Annotated in this window: 20 protein-coding genes; 16 read left to right on the forward strand and 4 right to left on the reverse strand. The window is 34.3% G+C overall.

What is annotated here, in order from left to right; all coding sequences use genetic code 11:
- Nucleotides 1-735 precede the first annotated feature (735 nt).
- Entirely contained in the window at nt 736-999 is a 264-nt protein-coding gene (locus A6049_RS15160; RefSeq protein ID WP_063565450.1) for a hypothetical protein, read from the forward strand.
- 519 nt (nt 1,000-1,518) lie between these two features.
- On the opposite strand, the gene A6049_RS15165 is transcribed toward A6049_RS15160, so the two are convergent.
- Nucleotides 1,519-2,361 carry a helix-turn-helix transcriptional regulator gene (locus A6049_RS15165; RefSeq protein WP_063565451.1) on the reverse strand — a complete coding sequence of 281 codons (843 nt, stop codon included), beginning with the start codon at nt 2,359-2,361 and terminating at the stop codon, nt 1,519-1,521.
- 266 nt (nt 2,362-2,627) lie between these two features.
- Nucleotides 2,628-2,846 carry a hypothetical protein gene (locus A6049_RS15170; RefSeq protein WP_063565452.1) on the reverse strand — a complete coding sequence of 73 codons (219 nt, stop codon included), beginning with the start codon at nt 2,844-2,846 and terminating at the stop codon, nt 2,628-2,630.
- Nucleotides 2,847-3,003: 157 nt separating this feature from the next.
- Between A6049_RS15170 and A6049_RS15175 the strand changes: the two genes are divergently transcribed.
- The 8 genes from A6049_RS15175 (at nt 3,004) to A6049_RS15210 (ending at nt 7,544) form a co-directional block, all read left to right on the forward strand.
- Entirely contained in the window at nt 3,004-3,483 is a 480-nt protein-coding gene (locus tag A6049_RS15175; protein WP_063565453.1) for a hypothetical protein, read from the forward strand.
- Nucleotides 3,484-3,657: 174 nt separating this feature from the next.
- Entirely contained in the window at nt 3,658-4,734 is a 1,077-nt protein-coding gene (locus tag A6049_RS15180) for a hypothetical protein (protein ID WP_063565454.1), read from the forward strand.
- 127 nt (nt 4,735-4,861) lie between these two features.
- A complete protein-coding gene (locus tag A6049_RS15185) occupies nt 4,862-5,059 on the forward strand; it encodes a hypothetical protein (RefSeq protein WP_063565455.1) in 198 nt (65 codons plus the stop codon).
- The gene (locus A6049_RS15190; protein WP_063565456.1) at nt 5,046-5,330 is read left to right on the forward strand and encodes a hypothetical protein; all 285 of its coding nucleotides are present in this window, start codon (nt 5,046-5,048) and stop codon (nt 5,328-5,330) included. The genes A6049_RS15185 and A6049_RS15190 overlap by 14 nt, the downstream gene beginning before the upstream one ends.
- Before the next feature lie 67 nt (nt 5,331-5,397).
- Nucleotides 5,398-5,754 (forward strand): hypothetical protein, encoded by a 357-nt coding sequence (locus tag A6049_RS15195; RefSeq protein ID WP_063565457.1) that lies wholly within the window; start codon nt 5,398-5,400, stop codon nt 5,752-5,754.
- 75 nt (nt 5,755-5,829) lie between these two features.
- Nucleotides 5,830-6,210: a hypothetical protein gene (locus A6049_RS15200; protein WP_063565458.1), complete on the forward strand. Its 381-nt coding sequence runs from the start codon at nt 5,830-5,832 to the stop codon at nt 6,208-6,210.
- Between the two features lie 60 nt (nt 6,211-6,270).
- Nucleotides 6,271-7,305: a tyrosine-type recombinase/integrase gene (locus tag A6049_RS15205; RefSeq protein ID WP_063565459.1), complete on the forward strand. Its 1,035-nt coding sequence runs from the start codon at nt 6,271-6,273 to the stop codon at nt 7,303-7,305.
- Nucleotides 7,305-7,544 carry a hypothetical protein gene (locus tag A6049_RS15210; protein ID WP_063565460.1) on the forward strand — a complete coding sequence of 80 codons (240 nt, stop codon included), beginning with the start codon at nt 7,305-7,307 and terminating at the stop codon, nt 7,542-7,544. The genes A6049_RS15205 and A6049_RS15210 overlap by 1 nt, the downstream gene beginning before the upstream one ends.
- 14 nt (nt 7,545-7,558) lie before the next feature.
- On the opposite strand, the gene A6049_RS15215 is transcribed toward A6049_RS15210, so the two are convergent.
- Complete coding sequence (locus A6049_RS15215; protein WP_063565461.1) at nt 7,559-8,416, reverse strand: hypothetical protein; 858 nt, start codon at nt 8,414-8,416, stop codon at nt 7,559-7,561.
- A gap of 103 nt (nt 8,417-8,519) precedes the next feature.
- Entirely contained in the window at nt 8,520-8,669 is a 150-nt protein-coding gene (locus A6049_RS33265) for a hypothetical protein (RefSeq protein WP_161490595.1), read from the reverse strand.
- A 1,593-nt stretch (nt 8,670-10,262) separates the two neighbouring features.
- On the opposite strand from A6049_RS33265, the gene A6049_RS15220 reads away from it, so the two are divergent.
- From A6049_RS15220 to A6049_RS15250, 7 genes are all read left to right on the forward strand, one after another.
- Nucleotides 10,263-11,729 carry a DEAD/DEAH box helicase family protein gene (locus A6049_RS15220; protein WP_342671828.1) on the forward strand — a complete coding sequence of 489 codons (1,467 nt, stop codon included), beginning with the start codon at nt 10,263-10,265 and terminating at the stop codon, nt 11,727-11,729.
- 483 nt (nt 11,730-12,212) lie between these two features.
- The gene (locus tag A6049_RS15225) at nt 12,213-14,897 is read left to right on the forward strand and encodes a hypothetical protein (RefSeq protein ID WP_063565463.1); all 2,685 of its coding nucleotides are present in this window, start codon (nt 12,213-12,215) and stop codon (nt 14,895-14,897) included.
- 402 nt (nt 14,898-15,299) lie between these two features.
- Nucleotides 15,300-16,100, forward strand: coding sequence for a hypothetical protein (locus A6049_RS15230; protein ID WP_063565464.1), 801 nt, complete (start codon nt 15,300-15,302; stop codon nt 16,098-16,100).
- Entirely contained in the window at nt 16,097-17,800 is a 1,704-nt protein-coding gene (locus A6049_RS15235) for a terminase large subunit domain-containing protein (RefSeq protein WP_063565465.1), read from the forward strand. Before A6049_RS15230 ends, A6049_RS15235 begins: the two co-directional genes overlap by 4 nt.
- Before the next feature lie 53 nt (nt 17,801-17,853).
- Nucleotides 17,854-19,350, forward strand: coding sequence for a phage portal family protein (locus A6049_RS15240; RefSeq protein WP_095206111.1), 1,497 nt, complete (start codon nt 17,854-17,856; stop codon nt 19,348-19,350).
- A complete protein-coding gene (locus A6049_RS15245) occupies nt 19,351-20,349 on the forward strand; it encodes a hypothetical protein (protein ID WP_063565467.1) in 999 nt (332 codons plus the stop codon).
- Nucleotides 20,350-20,366: 17 nt separating this feature from the next.
- Complete coding sequence (locus A6049_RS15250) at nt 20,367-20,849, forward strand: hypothetical protein (RefSeq protein ID WP_063565468.1); 483 nt, start codon at nt 20,367-20,369, stop codon at nt 20,847-20,849.
- Nucleotides 20,850-20,875: the final 26 nt, after the last annotated feature.

Below are 20,875 nucleotides of genomic sequence, written 5' to 3' on the forward strand. Positions count from 1 at the left end.
AAGCCTAGAAAAGTCATTGAGAAAACTTCTTTGGTGTCATTGGTGTAAGTAATTAGATAACTTCCAGTATGTTGTTGTAAATTGGAATCTCAACATTATGACATGGTATAATATCCCTATAAATATCAAGGAGATGAACAACATACGCACAATTAGATTGGACGCAATCAAATATCTATTTATACTTGGAACCGCGGCATTAGCAATTTTACTCTACAAGTACATCCCAAGTTTCAGCGAAATCAATCTTACAATCTGGAACGGACTAGCTGATCTTGTTGAGTCAACTTGGAGAAACTTAATGATTGAGTTTGGTTACATACAACCTGACTTCTCAAATACAGCCCCTTAGAGGGCTTTTTTATTTGTGCTTAACATTGACTATGTGGTTTCAATCCACACCGTCTTATATAAATTATCCATAAGCAATCAGGGGGGGGTTATCTTATGGTCGAAGTGGACCATATGATAAACGTTTCCTTCCAAAGAGAATCGTTCACTCTAGGACACAATGTCCCATAGATCATTCCGAGGACATGCTCGATATGGTTTAACACGGCGTTAAACGGTTGTACAATGCGCACAACGCAAGTTCACCATGAACGTCAGTCTTAAAATTGGACACAACGTCCAACCAAAGGGTGTAGGTTCAACCTACTACCCTAAACAGTTACCCTCAGTTTGAGGGCTACTGTGATATAATATAGCTCATCACTGACATAAGGAATGAAATCAATGCACTCTGAAGACAGCATGTTTGAGCAGATAATGAAGTTGAAACGTACTCGTGCAATAAAGGGTAGAAAGCCCAAAGTAGCACACAAACCAATTATCCCAAAGGGAGTAGCTGAAAAGGAATTAATCGAACTGAACTTACGTTACTCCCGCTTAGTAAAAGAAGCTGAGAACCGCGCAATACCACTTGAGCGCGTATTAGCGATTAGGAAGGAATTAACCGAAATTAGACGGTTGAAAAGGGATAGAGATTCAATTGAATAGGTATATGGGTTCTGCGTATTGAAGGATGCTATAAATACAGGCTTTTTACAATATGTCAAAACCCTCATTTACCTTTAGCAGCCATCCAAACTGCCACAATTAACAGTATAAGAGCCGTAACAAGTACAGCATACACATACTTCAAATCCACTCCAAACCTCTCCAGAATGAATCCTACTAAGGCTAATAAGTCACCAGCTAAAAGAACATACGATCCCTTTTTCATATTACAACTCCAATTTATTACATGTATTGTAATGTTATCTTAGATTATGTATGCTAGAGTTAGTTGTTACCCATAGGGTAACAGAATGTATACATAGAAAATGGCTCCTCAATTTTTGAGGAACCACATGTAGTATTATGTTGGACAACAGGGGATGACAAGATGAAAAGAGTAAAAATACGAACTATATTGATTAACAGCTTAATTGTTATTGCAGCAATCGCTGTATTATATTTTAAGATATTTATCCTGCCATGGTAAATGGAAAAAGACCCCAAAAGGGTCTTATTTTTTTAGTATGGAGGTTTCTTCATCTTGGCTCTGTGTTCAGCTTCTTTAATAATAGTATCCATATTTTCCATTATAACTTTCATGGTAATATCTTTAAATTGATTTTTAAACTCTTCACGGTTTGTATCAATAACCAAATCTTTGTTACTATTTTCAACTTTATAGCCCGCATGACCTTTTCCTGTCATTAACCATTCTAGGGATATATCAAAGTATTCAGAGAAGCCAATCATGAAAGAAGCTTCTGGATCTTCATGACCGTCTTCTATTGATTGGATATAAAGTGGAGGAAACTTTCTATGCGTTAAATAGTTTTTGTGTTTAATTATTCCAGTCATCTCATTTGAAAGTCTGTTTATAGACACACCATACAACACTCTAACTAATGTGATCCTCTCTCCAATGGTTTCATTTATCGTTTTTGAAACAGTTTCCCATTCTTTAATTGGTTCATGTAAGGTAAAATCCTTCAAAGAGTCAAAATATTCATCAGAGTTAGTATCTGTTGCGGTATAAGGCTCTGTAGCATCAATGCTTGCCTGAAGAGCATTCATTAGTTCAGTCACATTTAACTCTGAGTGTTTATTTTCTACAAATTCCCCGTATCCTGCTTTGATCATCAGTAGATTATAAGGATAATTATAAGCAGCAGCTAACTTTTTAAGTTGCTCTGGTGATGGTTTTATTGGATTTTTTGATGATGAATGTATACCATTCTCGAAATTACTTATTGAAGGATAGCTTATTCCTGATTCTTCTCCAGCTTTCCTAACACTCCAACTTTTTGCAAGCCTTAATTCACGCAGAAGTTCTCCTAACTCATTATTAGATGACGATGTTTCCATATAATAAACCTCCGTTAACGATAGTTAGAAAAATGTTAACAATGTGCTTGACTTAAATAACATCTCTGTTTTATAGTACTATTATAGCCTGTTAGCAAATTTATAACAACTATTAACAACTAGAGATTTAATACATATTATTCTTCAATTCATCACGATTCGACATATTTCGTCCCTTTAATCGACAAAATCCCACCTCTAAACCATAGAGGAGGGACTATACTTACGTTATACGATTCATTGGTAGAGTTGTTAAGTATCAAAAGCTATTGTTCATTATCTTTGACAACTACGCTGAATCCTAAATGTTCAGCAATACGCAAAAAATCTTTGAGTCGAAGAGATTCATTTGTTATTGCAGCTCGAAGAGTTGTATCTTTTATACCTAACTCAGTTGCTAATGCTCCTACACTGGAACGAGATCGTGCGGCAAGCATCTGTCTAACAGAGTTAGTTGCTTGATCTGAATGTAGTTTAAATTCCACTTGAACACCCCCATCATTATAATAGTACAAAAAAGGGGTGCAAGTAAATCATTTGTTAAAACGATAAATATATTGTTGACTCGATAATATAATTGTCGTATAATAAGATTATCAAGTAAAGCACAACACAAACCACACTTAAAGGAGACTAATACATATGACACTCATGAACAACAAACCATCTATCTCACAAGCAGAGGAGCAAGCTACAATGACAACTCCTTCCCAATTAACTTGGACGTTTGAAGAACTCTTCACAGATTGCAATATAAACAAAAAGGCTATTCAGTTGATTGCTGACATTAAATCAATATTGGTCACTGAAGAACTCCGCTATGAGTTCATGATGCGTGTTCCATTTGATCCGACAGGGCATCAGGTATTTAATCTTGTGCATAAAATGAGGGAAGAACAGCTTCTTATCAACCCGATGCCTGATGAATCCTTCCTCGACATGTACCTACTAAATCCACTCCAAGCATTGCGAGAATACTTTAAAGAAAGCGTTGTTCTTGTACATTTGGAGCGTATCAGGGAATGGAACATCGACATTAGAGAGATAGTCAAGTTGAAACAAAATGACAACACTATTCATCTGAATTGTGCATTGCAGAAAATTCATGTAACAACGTTTTAAGTTAATCATATATATTGCTCTCTCTGTAAATACCATCTCCCCAGATGAAGAAAGAGCAATATATATGAACTCATTGAGTATAGCACATTTAATTCCGATGCAATATGTATCATAAATTCATATAACAACAACGCTGAACTGTGACCAAAAATAAACCACTTAAGAGGTGCAAAGATGAAGAGTAACAAATTTAATGCTTTTGTGAGTACTGATTATGATAAGTATGGCTATTTAATTTCAAATCAAGACAATAATCAAGTACTTGCTTTCAATTTTAGCGAAATCCACAATAACATTAAAAACCATGAAAGAAAACACTATGCTTCTTTAAAAGCAATTTTAGCTGTAATGAACAAAATGCTTGCTATGAGTATTGATAATGCTAAAATCACTGTTGATAATAAGCTAGTTGTAGATTTATTAGGCAATAATCTTGACATCAAGCCTTTCTCTCTAAACTTCAAAAAGTGCCTACAAAAGATCAAAAATACAGCAATATTCTTCAATTCAATTCAATTTGAATTCAGATATGACAACCCACTTAAAAAAATTGTTTCTGGTACAAGCATTACTCAAACGACAAGCTCGGATATTGTCTCAGAGAAATGGAAGGAAGCCAACGGAATAGTTTTAACTAAAAAGGTAGTAGTACCTCATTATCCTGATGAGCATACTATTATTCCAAATGACTCACTTCGTGTTTATACAGGTGGAGATGTAAATAGGTTCCAGTTAATCATACGAGATGATTCTGAACAAAATGTCTACTCTGAATTTGAAAGGATCAAATTTGAGAAAGGTTTCATGACAGAGGCTCAAAGTATTCAGATGGGCATTTTACAGACATCTCTAAGAAGATTGATTGCAAATAACTTTAGCAAAGTTATAATCTATTTTTCTGATGAATCAATGATAAAGCAAATATATGGAAACGCAAAAGTTGATCAATATATCCTACCTTATATTGAAGAAGTAAGGAATTTGCTTAAACAGTTTGCTCATGCTGAAATTATATTTTTCAGAAAAAAGAACAGCCCGGCATATGACTTTTCTGATTTTGATAATGCAGAGCATATTGTAACAAGAGGTGAAGATAAAAAAATTGAATATTTCGTTCCAATTCTTGATGACAACACTAAAACCAAACCAAGAGAAGAGACACTCAAATCTATCAATATATTGTCTGAGCTTAACAATATGATGGTTAATTTCATTAACAAATTTAAGAGAGCGTCAAATCCTATGAAATGACACTTTCATTGCCACTTTTGGCAACGTATCAACATTGTACTGGAATGAGCAACATTGTATTCGGATAATTCACTTAACAACGATTTAAATAGTTTCCCCCTTTGAAGGGGAAAAGAGGAGGATAACCATGAACAAACTTTTAATACTACTTAACAATGTCATCCTGTCCATCCTTGAGCTAATGATCAAGTATTTGCCACCATCAATCCACAATATGATGGTCCCAACTATGATTACTGATTCCCTTGTTGCACTAGCTGAAAAATTAGTAATAGTAACCAACAACTCTAATGTAGAAAAGGAGGTCGAACATGGAAGAGCCTGAAGAGTATTATGAAGCTCATGAACGTGTGAAGCAAGCGATGTATCAATATGAGAACGAGAATCCTGAAGTGGAATATCTATGTGCTACTGAATATGAACTAGAACAGGGAAAAGTCCTCATTAAGTATATGAGAGACAAATATTACCTTGTAGTGATTAGATGCTATTCATGGGTACACGATTTCAATGATCAGATTGACATATCAAAGTTCAGCATATCTGATTTCAATGTGTTTTCTAAAATGATTGATGAAAAGAAATTAAAATTGTAACTGATCACTAAAGAAAACTCAACGGCGAATCACCTGTGACATGAATCTGAGACAGGAGAATAACAATATGAATGTAAGCGAGTTGTACAAGTTGGATTACAGGAACTTACCAGCAGATGAAAAGTCAGCATGGAACTATGACCACTATCGGCGTACTCGTGCAGCCATTGATAAATATTTTGTTTCCTATGGATTGGATATAGCCTTGATTGTCGGAATGATGGAGAGGGCTAAAGAAAATGATATAAGGTATGACACCATGATTCGTGTGATTGATGCTAAATTGCTACCGCCTTATAGTCAAGAATTGAGTGAGATAGAATCATTGTTTGCAGATTTATTTGATGAGGTACTTAGACCACTACCACCCGAATTTGAAGACGAACAGAAGAATAGGAGGATTGTTAACATTGGACATTTTTAAAGGTAAATTATCCTATATTGCATATGCTCTCATGGTTGTTGGACTCTCTTATCAATTTTTCTTTGGAATTATAAAATGATGACTATAAACAATATAACACCCAGTAGGAATCTGTTCGAAAATATAGAAAAGTTGAATATAACAGCCGTTCCCGGTATATCAAAAAAAGATGTGAAAATATCCGTTGATTACAGTTCTCTCGGAAACAGAATGCATGAAGAGCTGTTAGCATCCGAAGATAAACTAGAATCAAAATATAGAGAGTTGATAAAGAAATTATCAAGTAGAGATGACTCTGCCGATCACAGAATGAGGTTAAAGGAAAGATTGACCTTTGTTCGTAGATTAAAAAAGAGAGTCAGAAAACTAATGGATATCGTCTTTACAACAAATAAAATTAATAAACTACATTTCGATAAACTGATGATTGACATTGATATCTGTATTAAGAATTAAAATAAGTATTGTTTAAGAATAAAATAATATTAAAATGGATAATAGAAAGGAGTAATACATATGAGTACATTGTTTAATGTTACTGGCCTTCATCATGATTCTGTCTCATCGGATATACGAAGGTTTATCAACTCATTTACTAGTAAACACACTCAACGAACATATGAACGTAATATCTGTACATTCATGATGTGGTACGCTAATAAAATGCCAGAGCAACTTGTCCCAGAAGATTTGCCAATAAAGAATGCTCAATTTGTTGAGTATCAAACACATCTTAGAAATCATGCTTTAGAGTATGAAAATACAACCATCAATAATATGGTTGACGCAATACGCAGTTTATATGTATTTTTGCAGAAAAACGAATACAATGTTAAGTCGATTAACCTTGATATAAAATCTCTTATAGAGAACCCTCAACATGCAGGATCTTTGTTTCCAGATGAAGCTGAAAATATGGCTCAACTTGTAGTTAAACAGCGCAAGGGAGTAGAGAAGGCAGCGCTAATCCGAATGGCCTATACTACATCACTACGTAAATCATCCTTGCTTGATATTTGTTTTAAAGATATCACGTACAATGACCAGTATGGATATTATGAATTTAATGTGTTAGTTAAAGGTGGAAAGAAGATCCCTGTTAGTATTCCCACTTGGTTATATGAAGAGTTACTTACCATCAAGGAACAGGATTATTATAAGCAATATACAGATGATAAGGTATTTCATCTTAGAAACAAAGCGATACAAGCCATGATGGATTCTTTACGTGTAGAAATGAATATACCAAAAGAACGAAACATTGTATTCCACAGTTTCCGTAACGTTGTTGTTAAAGTTGGCTCTATTCAAGAAGCCAAAGAACAGCTAGGACACAGCAATATTGCTACAACAGATAAGTTCTATAAGCATATGAATATGGATCTATCTAATAGACCGAGTATGAGAATGCACAACAAGATACCAGACAATGTATTTCATTCATTGTCAAAAGAGGAATTGATATCGCTAATATTGAATGATGAAGCAGGGACGATAATGAGAATGAAATTGAAGGCAGATGAGATTGTCAAACAGAAAGAGGTGTTATAGTGGATATTAAAGTATCTAGTGCAACAGTAACGAGTAAATTTACAAATGGATTCAGTGTTGATTTTACATTGCAAGGCGATATTACAGTACATAGTGGAAGATTATATGAGAAGCATGGAGCCAAAGGGACATATGAGATGGCAGTGTATTTGACTGAAGCAATGAGGAAGTATACGAATGAGCCGCATAGTGAAGTCACAGATGAAATTGCAGCACAGATAGTAAAATTGATTGGATAATAAAAAAAGAGGACTCATTTTGAGTCCTTTTTTGTTTGTGTTTTATGTTTAGACTTATCTGAATCCGATTTTTCTTTGCTAACTCGGAGCTGTTCTTTTTGTACCTCTAACATCTCTCTACTGATCTCAACCTGTTCCTTGCTGTGTTGCTCTATAACAGCATTATGTCGCTTGGTTTCGTCCACTAGATCATCGGTTGGATCTGGTATCAACCAATTAGGTACATAGATTTGAAATAATAGTACGAGAATATACATGAATATATTTATACTAGTTTTATTGAAACCTGTTTTACTAAAATCAATTTCTGCTCCAACCTGAGAAGATAATACTTCCTCCATACTGTCTAGTATTGGTTGAAAGTGAGCCTTAGTTTCTGGGTCATTCTCTATTTCGTTTTCGATATTTTTGATATCTGAGGAAATATCTTCAGGAATGGTATCTATAAATGTTTGTATGGAATTATAATCAATGTTTGAAAATGCGTTAATCATTGCCTTATACGAAGGTGAATCATAGAAAGTTTGAGCTGTATATTTTAAAACATCCCCAAGTTTCTGTAACTCGTGCATTGTGCTCAAATAAGAAGGTGAGGATGTTACTTTAGAAAGTTCCATTAATGATTTAGAGAGTGGCTCATACTTAGACATATCTAATCCTATTGAAGAAACAGCCAACATAGAATTTGATAATCTATCCAAAGCCCTTAGACGATGAGAATTATTAACCATATTAATCTGTTCCACCATCTTAGTTACCGAAGATGTATGAAGTGCCCTTGCAGCCTTTGAAATTGCACTTATTTGTTCGCCCCTTAGAACAGACATACTTTTACTAAGTTCTTTTAATTTCTCATAATCATTATTCGTCATGTAACACCTTCCTTAGTTTATTCGTATATTACAGTATACCACACACTACCATAAAGAAATAAGCCCACATGAAGTGAGCCGAAGGTTATGTATACTTGAGATTCTATTTTCGTTTAGCATATATAAAGCCAGAAACTAAAGCATACAGCCCAACCAATGATACAATAACAGTTGCAGTTGTATTGGTTAAGAATACTGAAGTACCTAAGAAGATGGCAGCAATAGACAGTCTCAATGATGCTTCCTTATTCATTTGTTAACACTCCTCACATTAGAATTACCTTCACACATTGACTATAGTCAACAACTATTATATACTTTACTCAATTACTTTATAGGTTAAGGGAAAGTGGAGAGGTGTTTGTTTCCTCTCCGTCATAGTCATCAGGCTTGGGTGAGCCTGTCCATCATTTGCGCTTACGTTTCTGAGAAAAACGTTTGCGCTTTTTTTGTTTGGCTTTCTTCTTACGATCAGCTATGTATTGCTTGATATCGTGATACACTAGCCGTAAGAATGTTAGGATAGATACGATGATTGCTATCTTTTGCCAAGGGTCCATGGTCTCAACTCCTTCCCTTAACCTATCTTTATTATACTATTATTTTATCATTATTGCAACCATATCTTTATTCTTAAAAGTGTTTTATTTGTTGTTATGTGAAACAAAGTTAGAATAGGAAGTGATGAGATGGCTAGGTTAGATAGCTACTATACTGATGGTGATACACTTGTTATGCACATGCACATTAAGACAAGAAACAAGTTGAGATATGATGTTGTAGTACCAGAATACATACACAGCAATTGAAAATGGATTTGAAGAAAATGAAATCATAATTCGAAATGAGAAGTTGAAACCAGAATATGTGGAATCGGAATTGGCAAACTGTATTCAAGAATCGATATTATCAATTTCAACAGAGGAAAAAATGATTGAGAATTTCGATTTAGAAGAACATGTAAACAGCATACTGGACTGGTTATAGTGTAGATAGGATGGATCAGGTGAGTAGTAACCAAGCTGGTTAGTGCTGACTGCTGAGAGTTAAGCCATCAGTAGAGGATAGAGTAGTAATCAAGTTGACCACCACTGCATGTATAGTTGAATAGAGTATAAGATTATACAAGATATAAGTTTAGAATGAGTCTAAATTGAATACTTCCCCTCCGATTTTACTGTTACCCTTTGGCTGAGTCCACTGTATTATAACAGTTAAAAACAGCTTCAAAATTTCGATTACCTGCCAATTATTTTCCAATTTTAAAATAGATTCTGGATCATTAATGTGGTTCAGCTCACAGTATGTCTATGCCCATCCAATACACTCTAAAGACTATACAAGGTATCTTATGTGCACTTTAGAAACAGGGTAGGGGGGTATTAAAAATCCAAAAAGGTGTCAAAATTTCCAGAATATCCTCTAGCACTTCCACTCCGAGACTCAGAATTATTCATCACCTCAAATTTGCCCTAGTTTTACCTCACTCCAGTCGCAATTCCAGTCGCTAAACTCCTTATATATCAACACTTTTTCCACTCTGATTATCACCAAATTTCACTCATTTTCCCCTAAAATTGCACTAAAACAGCTCAAAAACATTGATATAACAGCCCTTTCACGACTCTACTCACCTCATTTTATCCATATATCCTTTATTGGCTTGGTTTCTTGCACTTTTAACCTCAATTTACGACTGGAATTTTCTCTTCCTTTATATAAGAATAAAAATACAGATTGACATATGTTATTTTATTACTTATAATGGGGTTACGGTGATCATACCGAATACAAAAAGGAGGATAAAGTTATTGCTCGCAAAAAGAAGCTCACAGTAACAGACATTATAGGTAACGAAGTTGAACAATGGCAGCAAGGCGAGATTGTCACGATTGAAGCTGGTACAGGAGTAGGTAAGTCATACTTCATCAAGAACACTTTATATGAGAAGGCAAAGCGTGAGGGAACGAAGATACTTTTTCTACTTAATCGCACACGACTCAAGGATCAGTTTAATGAAGAAATACAGAAAGATGGTAAGAGCGATATAATTGACATCTTCACTTATCAGAAAGTTGAGAATAGGCTAGGCAGAGAGAATAACGCTACGCTGAAAGATGAATATGGATATATTGTGTGTGATGAGTTTCATTACTTCCTTACTGAGTCAATTTACAATTCAAGAACCGAAGATTCGTTTAAACTGATAATGTCACATTCGAACAAAACAAGAATTTTCATGTCAGCTACAGCAGATATCACGATAGACTTTTTCAAATTTAAAGATATAGAGTATAGAAGTTATTATGTTCCTCATGATTACAGTCACATTAAAGAATTACTATTCTATAGAGATGAAAAAGTATTGGAAAAATATCTGAGCAAAGTTCGAAAAGGTTATAAAGCGATTGCCTTCTTTACACAGGCAACTAAAGCATATGAACTACATAAGCGCTTTGAAGACTCAATGTTCGTTTGTGCAGAAGGAAATGCAGAGTTCAAAAAGTATATCAACAAAGATCAAATTAGATTGATGCTTACAGAAGAAACTTTTAATGAGAAATATCTATTTACCACTTCTACGCTGGACAACGGAATTAATCTACGTGATCAACAATTAAAATACATAGTATGTGATATTCAAGATGTTGATGTGCTTATTCAGTGTTTAGGTAGAAAACGTATCATTGATACAAAAGACAAAGTTACTGTAGTAATTAAGAATATTACCGATAAAGAGATTGGTCAAAAAATAAAAGCTAAAAATCAGATCATAAACCCAACTCAATATTTATTGGAAAATGGATCAATGAAATACATAGAGAAATACCCTAGATATTATAGCAATCCTTTGGTATACGATAAATTAAACAAAGATAAAACAGGATATGATAAAGCTGTTAATGAGTTGAGGTTTTTCAAAGAATGTTCAGATAAGAAGAACTTGGAGCTATTACTAGAAAATCAGGATGGATATCTAAATCACATAAAAACAAAATTACAAAAGGAGAATTTTATTATGTTGGATGAAAAGTATGAGAAGGCTACATTAGAAGATTATTTGGATGAGCGCATTGGTCATAGACTCTATAAAGAAGAACAGATGAAGTTAGCAAAAAAAATTAATTTAACTGATGGGAGAAGTAGGCTTCAAAAAAGCTGTAACTCGTTTAATACATATTTTTATGATAACTGTCTTCCATATACAATTAAGGATAAGAATATTGATCAAAGAAGAGTCTTAGGGGACGGAAGCAACAATCCCAACTATAAAAAGTCGTACTGGTTAATAGCAAAGTTTTCAGTTAATTGATCAAATTTTTTAAATGGTCTAATCAAAAAATCCCTTGATACATAAGGATTTATGACTGTTTTGTGAGTTATTTTATTGGAATTATTCTTATTATAATAAAGAAAACTAGCACAATATAGAAATGAGAAAGTGTTGATACATCAATGTTTCTTGAACATCTGATACATTACATGAGTTAATTTATTGGATAAATTTTAACACAACTGAATCGGAAGGTGAATTGGCGTAGCCAAGAGGAAACGCGATAGGTCGGTAAATACCGATTACGAGCGATAGCGAAGTGGTTTTTATCGAGATGGTATCGTTTCCTGATTTACTAATTGAATTATCCACTCAGTAATAGGTGGCGAGATCCATTCCGTTTCACTCCATGGCTGTCGCTCACCTTCATCCACAACTTACGTTGTGTCTGTCATTTAGATTTAATTTTTACTATATAAAATAATACTGGAGGTTTTAATTATTAGTCTTGATAAACAGTTCATGATTTACTCTTTTGACACTAAAGATTTCTATAATAAAGAAGAGAAGAATATTTCAGGTGGGATGGGACAGCTCAGACAACTTATCACGCAATTAGAATCACAAAAAGAATTCTATGAAATGTCTAGAGAGGATCAGTTCAAATTTTTAAATAGTCTTGAGCAAGATATGAATAAGTCACTTAAAAGCGGATATAAACCTAAAAAGTACATTTATCATTACTACATAGATGAATATGATTATAAAGAAATCTCGAAAAATCTTACATATTATAAGAAAATGAAAGAAGTTTTAAAAAAACAATTCAAACAAAAACTAGCGATGAACTCTTCGACGAGAGTATTGAGAGATGATGCTATAAAAGATTACAATTTGATTAGTGTATTTGATTCTGTTCTGACAAGGACTTTAGGTTTAAATCAAAAAGAAATCTCAAAAGATATAATCATCGTGGAGACAAAATACTTTGAAGTGTTGGACAGTTTAATTGAGAATGGGTTTATGTATCAAGACAAAAAATACATATGCTACACCGCATCTGCTGGTCAGATCCGAGCAAAAAAAACTGTCTTTATTAGAGAAGATTTGTATAAACTGCACCAGAACAGCTTAATGTGTGGTTTGCTTTGGGAAGATATCAACAAAATTGGCGGGATTAATGTTAACAAGTACCTTGCATATCTTGCTTTATCAAACTCAGCTACGGACGAATGGAAAGGTTTTGATATTGACAAAGTAATTGTAGTAGATGATTTCGCATCTCTCGTTAATTGTGAAGTAGACTATATTGACCACGAAACATTTGAAATTGAGCGTAAATATATGGATGTTCCAATTGAACATACTGATGGTTGTGGGATGATGCTACCCAAAGTCAGCCGGAAAGCGTTCATGTTTCGTGCTCCATGGATGAAAGGATTGATTGTGCCATTCCCATTTGATAAATTTATTCGAGAAAAGAATAGAGAAATTGGATCGGGTCTATATGGTAAGGTAAAAGACATCTATGGTAAAGAGTATCATCTTTTAAAAGATGGAATAGAAATGATTTTAACCAAGAGTCAATTTAAGAATTGGAAGTATTATAAAAGTTGGGATGATTACAAGACGAAGTTTAAGATGTACAACTGTCAAGTTGGAATCTGTAATTTAGAAGAAGATCACCCTAAGAATGCTAAACTAAATTATCAAATGCTCCAGACCTTGACTGATATGACTGAAGAAGAATTGATTAGCATAAGCAAAAAGACTGTCGATAAAATTAAATCGATTGGCTCTGATAAGGATACAATGTTAGAGGTTCTAGGAGTTACAAACCAAAATACAAATAAGAATAACTATCAGCAAGCACTAGAGATTTATCCTGAACTACTCAAAGACGTACATAGTAAAGAGACTCTAAAAAAAGTTAAAAAGAGTATCATTCAGAAAGCAAAGGGAGGAAAATTACACATAGATGGTAAGTATACGTTTATCTCACCTGATCTATATGCATTCTGCGAATTTCTAATTTTAGGGGATAAGAATCCCAAAGGGCTGCTTCAAAATGGGGAAGTATTTTGTTCAATCTACGGGGACAAAACTAAACTAGACTGTCTAAGAAGTCCTCACTTGTATCGAGAACATGCAGTTCGTATTAATAAAATTGAGAAAGAAATGACACGCTGGTTTATCACTAAGAGTGCGTACACAAGTTGCCATGATCCAATCAGTAAACTTCTTCAATTTGATGTTGATGGAGATAAATCATTGGTCTGTCGTGATGAATTAATTGTTGAGATTGCGGAACGAAATATGAAAGGTGTTGTACCATTATATTATGAAATGAAAAAGGCAGAGCCAGAGCTTTTAAATAGTAGAACGATATATAGGGGACTTGAAGCAGCTTACAAGAATGGGAACATTGGAAAGACAAGCAATAACATATCTAAGGTTTGGAATAGTGAGAAAGTAGATATAGATATGATTAAGATTCTTGTTTGTGAGAATAATTTTGTTATTGATTACGCTAAAACGCTATACATGCCAACTATTCCAGATGAAATTGACAAAAGGAAGAAGGAAATCACGAATCAAAAAGTTCCTCATTTCTTTAAGTATGCAAAAGATAAGAAAGTAAATGAAGTACAATTGAAAAATGGAAGTATTGTAAATATGCTTGATCATGTAATTCCAACTACACGATTAAACTTCAAGGCCACAGATTTAGGTAGGTTTAACTACAAAGTTCTTACAAGTGGAAAAATACATAAAGAAAATGCTTTACGAGATGAAATCATCAAGGTTTACACCGAAAGAGATTTAAAGAAGTATAAAATGGATTCCGATCAAGCAAATGGAGATTGGACAGGGGATAACCTACCAATATACCAAATCATTAGAAATGAAATCATTAGTGTTGGTCTAGATGCGGAATACATAGTGGATGTGTTAGTTGAATATTTATATGAACACAAGCAAAGCAGCTATAAAACAACATTGTGGTCGTGCTTTGGAACTGAAATACTTGAAAACATCAAAAAGAATATTAAGGATATCTCGGTACAATGTGAACGATGTGGTGAACGAACAGAACTTAGAGGAAAAAAAAGTCTATACTGCACTGATTGTTCAGACATTATAAAAAGAGAGAAGGCAAAAGCAAGAAAAGAACGATTCAACAATAAAAATAAGAACGCTTCTTAAAAACTCTGTAACGCTTGATACATAAGGGTTTAAGGCTACTTTTAACCACTAAAAATAATAAAATAACACACGAAACCCTTATGTATCAACGGTTTTTCAGCTTTTCCTTAATGGTGTTTAAGGGAATAAGAAAGGCTACTTTACAAAAAAACAAAGCATGAGTAATATTCCCTACCTTTTTTATTCATGAATTTTGCAATTAGTAACAACCCGCCTAGCATAGCGGATCTTTTGTTAATTTTAGACATGTATCAATAATTGCTTTAGATTTACTCAAACATCGAGCCAACTATCTCTCCTCCAAGAATAGTTGGCTCACCTTATTTCTATTGTTAGTTGAATGTTTTCTACTGAACACTGACCTAACAATAGAATCATTACTGAAGAAAAGGTGATCCTATAATGAGAGAACAAGAAGATAAATTAAATCCTATAAAAATGACATGCATCAGTTGCAGGAAGCCATGGACAGTAAGCACAAAAACGTATTATGAGCACAACAACCAGTTAGTTGGTACTAAATACTATCCTCTTTGCAAGACATGTATTGGTGACTACCTCGGAGAAAAAGATAATGAGAAATATATTAGTCGTGTGAAAGAAATTCTGCAACATCTTAATCGCCCATGGATTTATGAGCAATGGGTAAAGAGTAATTCTGATTGGGGTAGGTATGTACGACACGTATCTTCTTTGAACAATGGACATAAAACATTTATGGAGAGTGAGTTTGAGACTGAAAAAATTCAACACTCTGTTACAACATTTGAGATTGAAGAAGATGCAAGAAGATTTTGGCGTGGTTACTCAGATGAAGAGATTGATGAGTTGGAATATCTATTCTCTAATCTTACAGATGGGTACGAATCAGAAAGTTTAATACAAGAAACGTTATTGAAACAGATTGCAGTAACTCAAATGAAGGCTAATCACTCAACAAATACAAAAGAGTATACAGATCTGATTAGTACATTAAGTAAATTGATGAATGACGCTAACATAAAGCCTACTCAAAAGAGCAACACAAATCAATCTGAAGAGATTTTTGGTGCTTGGATTAAAAAGATTGAAGACGAAGAACCTATTCCCGAACCGTTAGAAGAGTTTAAGGACGTTGACAAAGTAAAGAAATATCTTAACAAATACTTTATCAATCATTTTGCTAAATTGTTTGGGCTGAAAGATGTGAAGAGTAAAGAATGAGAAAAAATAAACGAAGTAATAAATCCGAAGTCACAAAAGAGAAAGTCAAACTATGGGCTTCATTTTATAGAGAGAATCCACACAGATTCGTTCTAGATTACTTGGGTATAAGGTTGAAATTATTCCAATTCATCTTATTCTATATGATGAACGCTTCTACATACTTTATGTATCTTGCAGCAAGGGGACAAGGGAAGTCTTGGATTATTTCTCTCTACGCCTGTGTCAGATGTATATTGTATCCCGGTACTCAGGTAGTAATTGGTTCTGGTACAAAGGGACAGGCAAGCCTAATCATAAAATCATACATAGTAAAAATGAGAAATTCTAGTCCTAACTTAAACAGAGAAATCAGACTTATCAATAGTGGTAAAGATGAAACTAAAGTTTATTTCCATAATGGATCTACAATAGAAGCAGTAACATCAAATGATAACTCTAGGGGATATCGTGCAAACATTCTAATCCTTGAAGAATTTCGAATGATAAAAAAAGATATCCTTAATACGGTTCTTAGAAAGTTCAAGGCAACACCCAGACAACCGAAGTATTTGGAGAATCCAAAGTATCAACACCTACAAGAAGAAAATAAGGAAATTTACATAAGTTCTGCATGGTATAAGAATCATTGGTCGTGGGATAGAGCCAAAGCATTTCAAACAGCTATGTTGAAAGGTAAGAGCTATTTTGTATGTGGATTGCCTTATCAATTGTCTGTTGATGAAGGACTATATCTGCAATCTGCGGTTGACGAAGAGAAACAGGAAGATGACTTTGATCCTGTAAAATGGCTAATGGAGATGGATTGTATATTCTTTGGAGAATCGGAGAAGGCGTACTTCAAAATTAACGATTTTGAGGAGTGTAGAACTTCAAAGGTTAAGCCATTCTATCCAACGACAACAGAAGATTATGTAAGCAATAAACGAGTTCTTTACAAGAGAGCCAAAGACGAGGTAAGACTTATTGGTGTTGACGTAGCAATGATGGGCGGCAACGAAAACGATAATACAATCTTTACTTGTTACCGTCTAATTCCTAAAGATTCTTATTATGAACGACAAATTGTATACATAGAATCAATAAATGGACAACACTCTCAGGTGCAAGCTATTCGCTTGAAGCGATTGTATGAAGATTTTGAAGCAGACTATGTAATCATAGATACTCATGGTAATGGATTGTCACTGTATGATGACTGCGCAAGATCACTCTACGATGAAGAACGAGATGTTGAATATCCAGCATGGAGCGCCATGAATAATGAAGAGATGAGAGATAGAGCACTTGATAAAAATGCATTGCAACTTGTCTATTCATTGAAACCCACACTTCAGTTAAACCATGAGATACATGTGAGTTTTAGAAGCGCACTAGAAAAAAAGAAACTTCAACTAATGGTTAATGAAATACACGGTAAAGAATTCTTAGAAGAAAAATATGATTTCGAAAATAAAACCACAGAAGAACAGGCTAAATTGCTCTATCCATATTATCAGACTTCAATGTTAATCAATGAGTCTGTGAGTTTGGAGTCTGAGATTAGAAACGGATTTGTGAAGTTGTCCGAGACTGGATCAAATCGAAAAGACAGATATTCTAGTGCAGCATTTGCGAACTACTACGCTGATGAGATGGAGAGAGAAAGATTCTCTAATGACACAGATTCTGATTACGAGTTTGTGTTTTTATATAACTAGTGAAAGGAGTGAGTTAACTGACTGAATCAGAGAAGAGTTATGAATTTAATTCAATGTATTCCATCGACTGGATTGATACGGGAAAGAGACAATTCAGAGCATCAATTGATGCTTTAAATACTTGGATGAGAAATCATCAAGCATACAATAAAGAGATTAGAGATTTGTCAGATACCTTGTACAATAGTTGTGGTGCATATGGTCGAGTGGTGGATTACATTACTGCAATGCCAACCTTAGACAAAATTGTTTATGGTAAAAATACACGACACAGGAACTATAAATTGAATAAACAAAAATTCGAAGAGTCTCTTGAAAAAATTGATCATATAGGACTAACAAGAGACATTTTAAGAAAGCTTGCAAAAGATGGGGTGTATTTTGGATACTTTGAAACCGATTCGCCCACTCAATTAAAAGGCTCGTTTTCTGATTATGAATTGGACCAATTAACAGAAATCAATAGCGCAGAAATGAACTGTGCTGTAATAAGTTTACCAACAGACTACTGTCGTATTGCGTCTATTGAAAACTCTTCATTTGTAGTTGCGTTCGACATGAGATATTTTGATCAATTCTTATCTAATGGACTTTCTCATAAATTGAAAGGGTTCCCCAAAGAAATTAGAGAAAAGTACAAAAAGTACACTTCAGACAAGAGTAAAAACTGGTTTGCTTTAGATAGTTCGAAAACAATAGCGCTCAAGGTTAGAGCAGATTTATCTGAAAGATGGGGAAGGCCAATTGGCTTAGGGGCGTTTGTTGATATCTGTTTTGAGCAGGATTATGTGGCTGTTAAACGTAACACCCTCGAAGAGTCCAATGGTGCAATCATCTATCAGACATATCCTGAAGGTAAAGAGAAGGGAATTTCAAGCCTTTCATCTAAACAGCAAGTGGGACAACATGATCACATTCGCTCTTCATTGTTTGACAGGAAACGAACAAGCGGTATAGGCTTTATTTCCGTTGCAGCAGGAACAGAATTGAAACAGTTGAAAATTGATCACAGTATACTTACTGCAATTAAAGATGACGACTTAATGAAGAAAATTTCTAACAATTTAGGTGTAGCCAGTTCGCTTTTAACAGGTGAAGGTTCAAACTTCTCAAGTCAAGAAAACAACCTGAATTTGATTGCTTCTGAACTATTCACTTGGCTTAGTCAAATTGAACGTGAGTTTAATAAAGTTATTAATGCCAACATTGTTAAAGACAGAGAATGTAAGATATACATAGATTATCTTGATATTACTCATCACAATAGAGAAAAAGTTAAGAATACAGCCAGAGAACTTTACACGAATGGTAAAGGTTCCTTTAAAGCTTGGGTTGTTGCCGCTGGCTTTAATTTAGATTCTTATATTGGTCTAATGGACGAAGAACTTGAAGAAGGCTTCGAAGAAAAATACCCCGTACATCAAACCTCATATACTCAATCCTCAACGGAAGATAAAAAACCATCTGAAGATAATCCAACAAACGAAAATACTATTAAGACAAAATCAAATAACGCTAATAACAATCCTTCACCCAAAGGAGGTGAATAATTGAGTTACAAGGCTATTATTGAATTAAATACAAAAGATAAAGTAACAGGACGTACATATATTAAATGGGTTGTTCATGAAATTCACCCTGATACCAGTCAGTACAATTTGAACGGCATCACTTGGAAAGAGCAATATGTGTTGAACAATATTGATTCTGTTAGAGGTATGCCTATTTGTGTCGAGTTTTTAGATTATGACAAATCAGAGCCATTCGGACACGGAATGACTGATGTCACTGATAAAGAAGTCAAATTCGAAAATAGTCAAGTTGTAGGTGTTACAGAGAATGGATGGATTGACACCATTGAAGTCAATGGAAGAACCATCAAGGCATTGATTGCTGAAGGCTACATTTATGATCAGAGATATCCAAACTTTGTATCATGGTTAAAGGCAAAAATGTATGATGATGATTTCCCTGAAACTTCTGTTGAAATCTGCGGAAAAACATCTGATGGTCATCCAAAAATAGTTTATGAATCTGGAGATATACCAAAAGGTAGGGTTCCTATGATTTATGACTACACAGGCGATGCAATTCTTGGAATAAAGCCTAGTGATGATAGTGCGGTATTATTAGAACTAAACCATTATGTCAATAAGAAGGAGAAAGAAAAAATGGATGAAGAAACACAACAAAAAATTGCTGAGCTAAATCAGAAGCTTGAGGATGCCAAAGCGACAATTCAAACTCTAACAAAATATAAAGAGGATGCAGAGAATAAAAATCTCGTTGCCGAACTGAATAGTAAACTTAAATCTTATTCTCAAGAAGAACAGGATGCAGCCAAAGAAAAAATCACAGAGTTTAACTCTAAACCTACTCAAGAAGGCGTTCAATCTATCTTGAATGAGATCAATTCATTTATTGCTAATAAGATTATTGAATCTCGTAACAGTAAGACAGATGTAGAAGTGAACAGTCATTCTAATATCTATAGTGACATGTACGAAGTAAATAAAAAAGATGACACAGATTATTCTGACATCTACTAATTAGGAGGAAATTATAAATGTTTAAGTTTGGAACAATCGGTGCGTTTAAGCAAGTCGGCAACAATCCACGCACAAAAGCGGTAATCGACACAAAGAATGGGTATGTTGTTATTCCTGATGATGTCACTGGACTTTCACCTACACCAGCTACACCAACTATTGCACAATCTAAAGATGTTTATGTAGCAATGAACATTATTGATAAACCAGAGATTCGTAATTCTAGCGATTTCTACATTGCTAAAGACGAGCATATTCGAGCGTTTAAATTGACAGATTTGGCTGATAAACTTTGCGACTTCTCCTACGATATCGTAAAAAATGATTATGCTTCTGTTGCTCTCAACAGTTATCTCGTTCCATGTGATGATGCCACAGATCCAGACCATAAAGGTAAATGGAAGGTATCGACAGACACGGATTACAACGTACGAATTCAGATTCTAGAGAAAACTACATATGGGGATAAAGGATTCCATGGAAAAGTAGTAGTAAAATAATTATACATATTAAGGGGTAAAAATAT

It is taken from the genome of Paenibacillus sp. O199 (assembly GCF_001636635.1).
Classification (GTDB): Bacteria; Bacillota; Bacilli; order Paenibacillales; family Paenibacillaceae; genus Paenibacillus; species Paenibacillus marchantiae.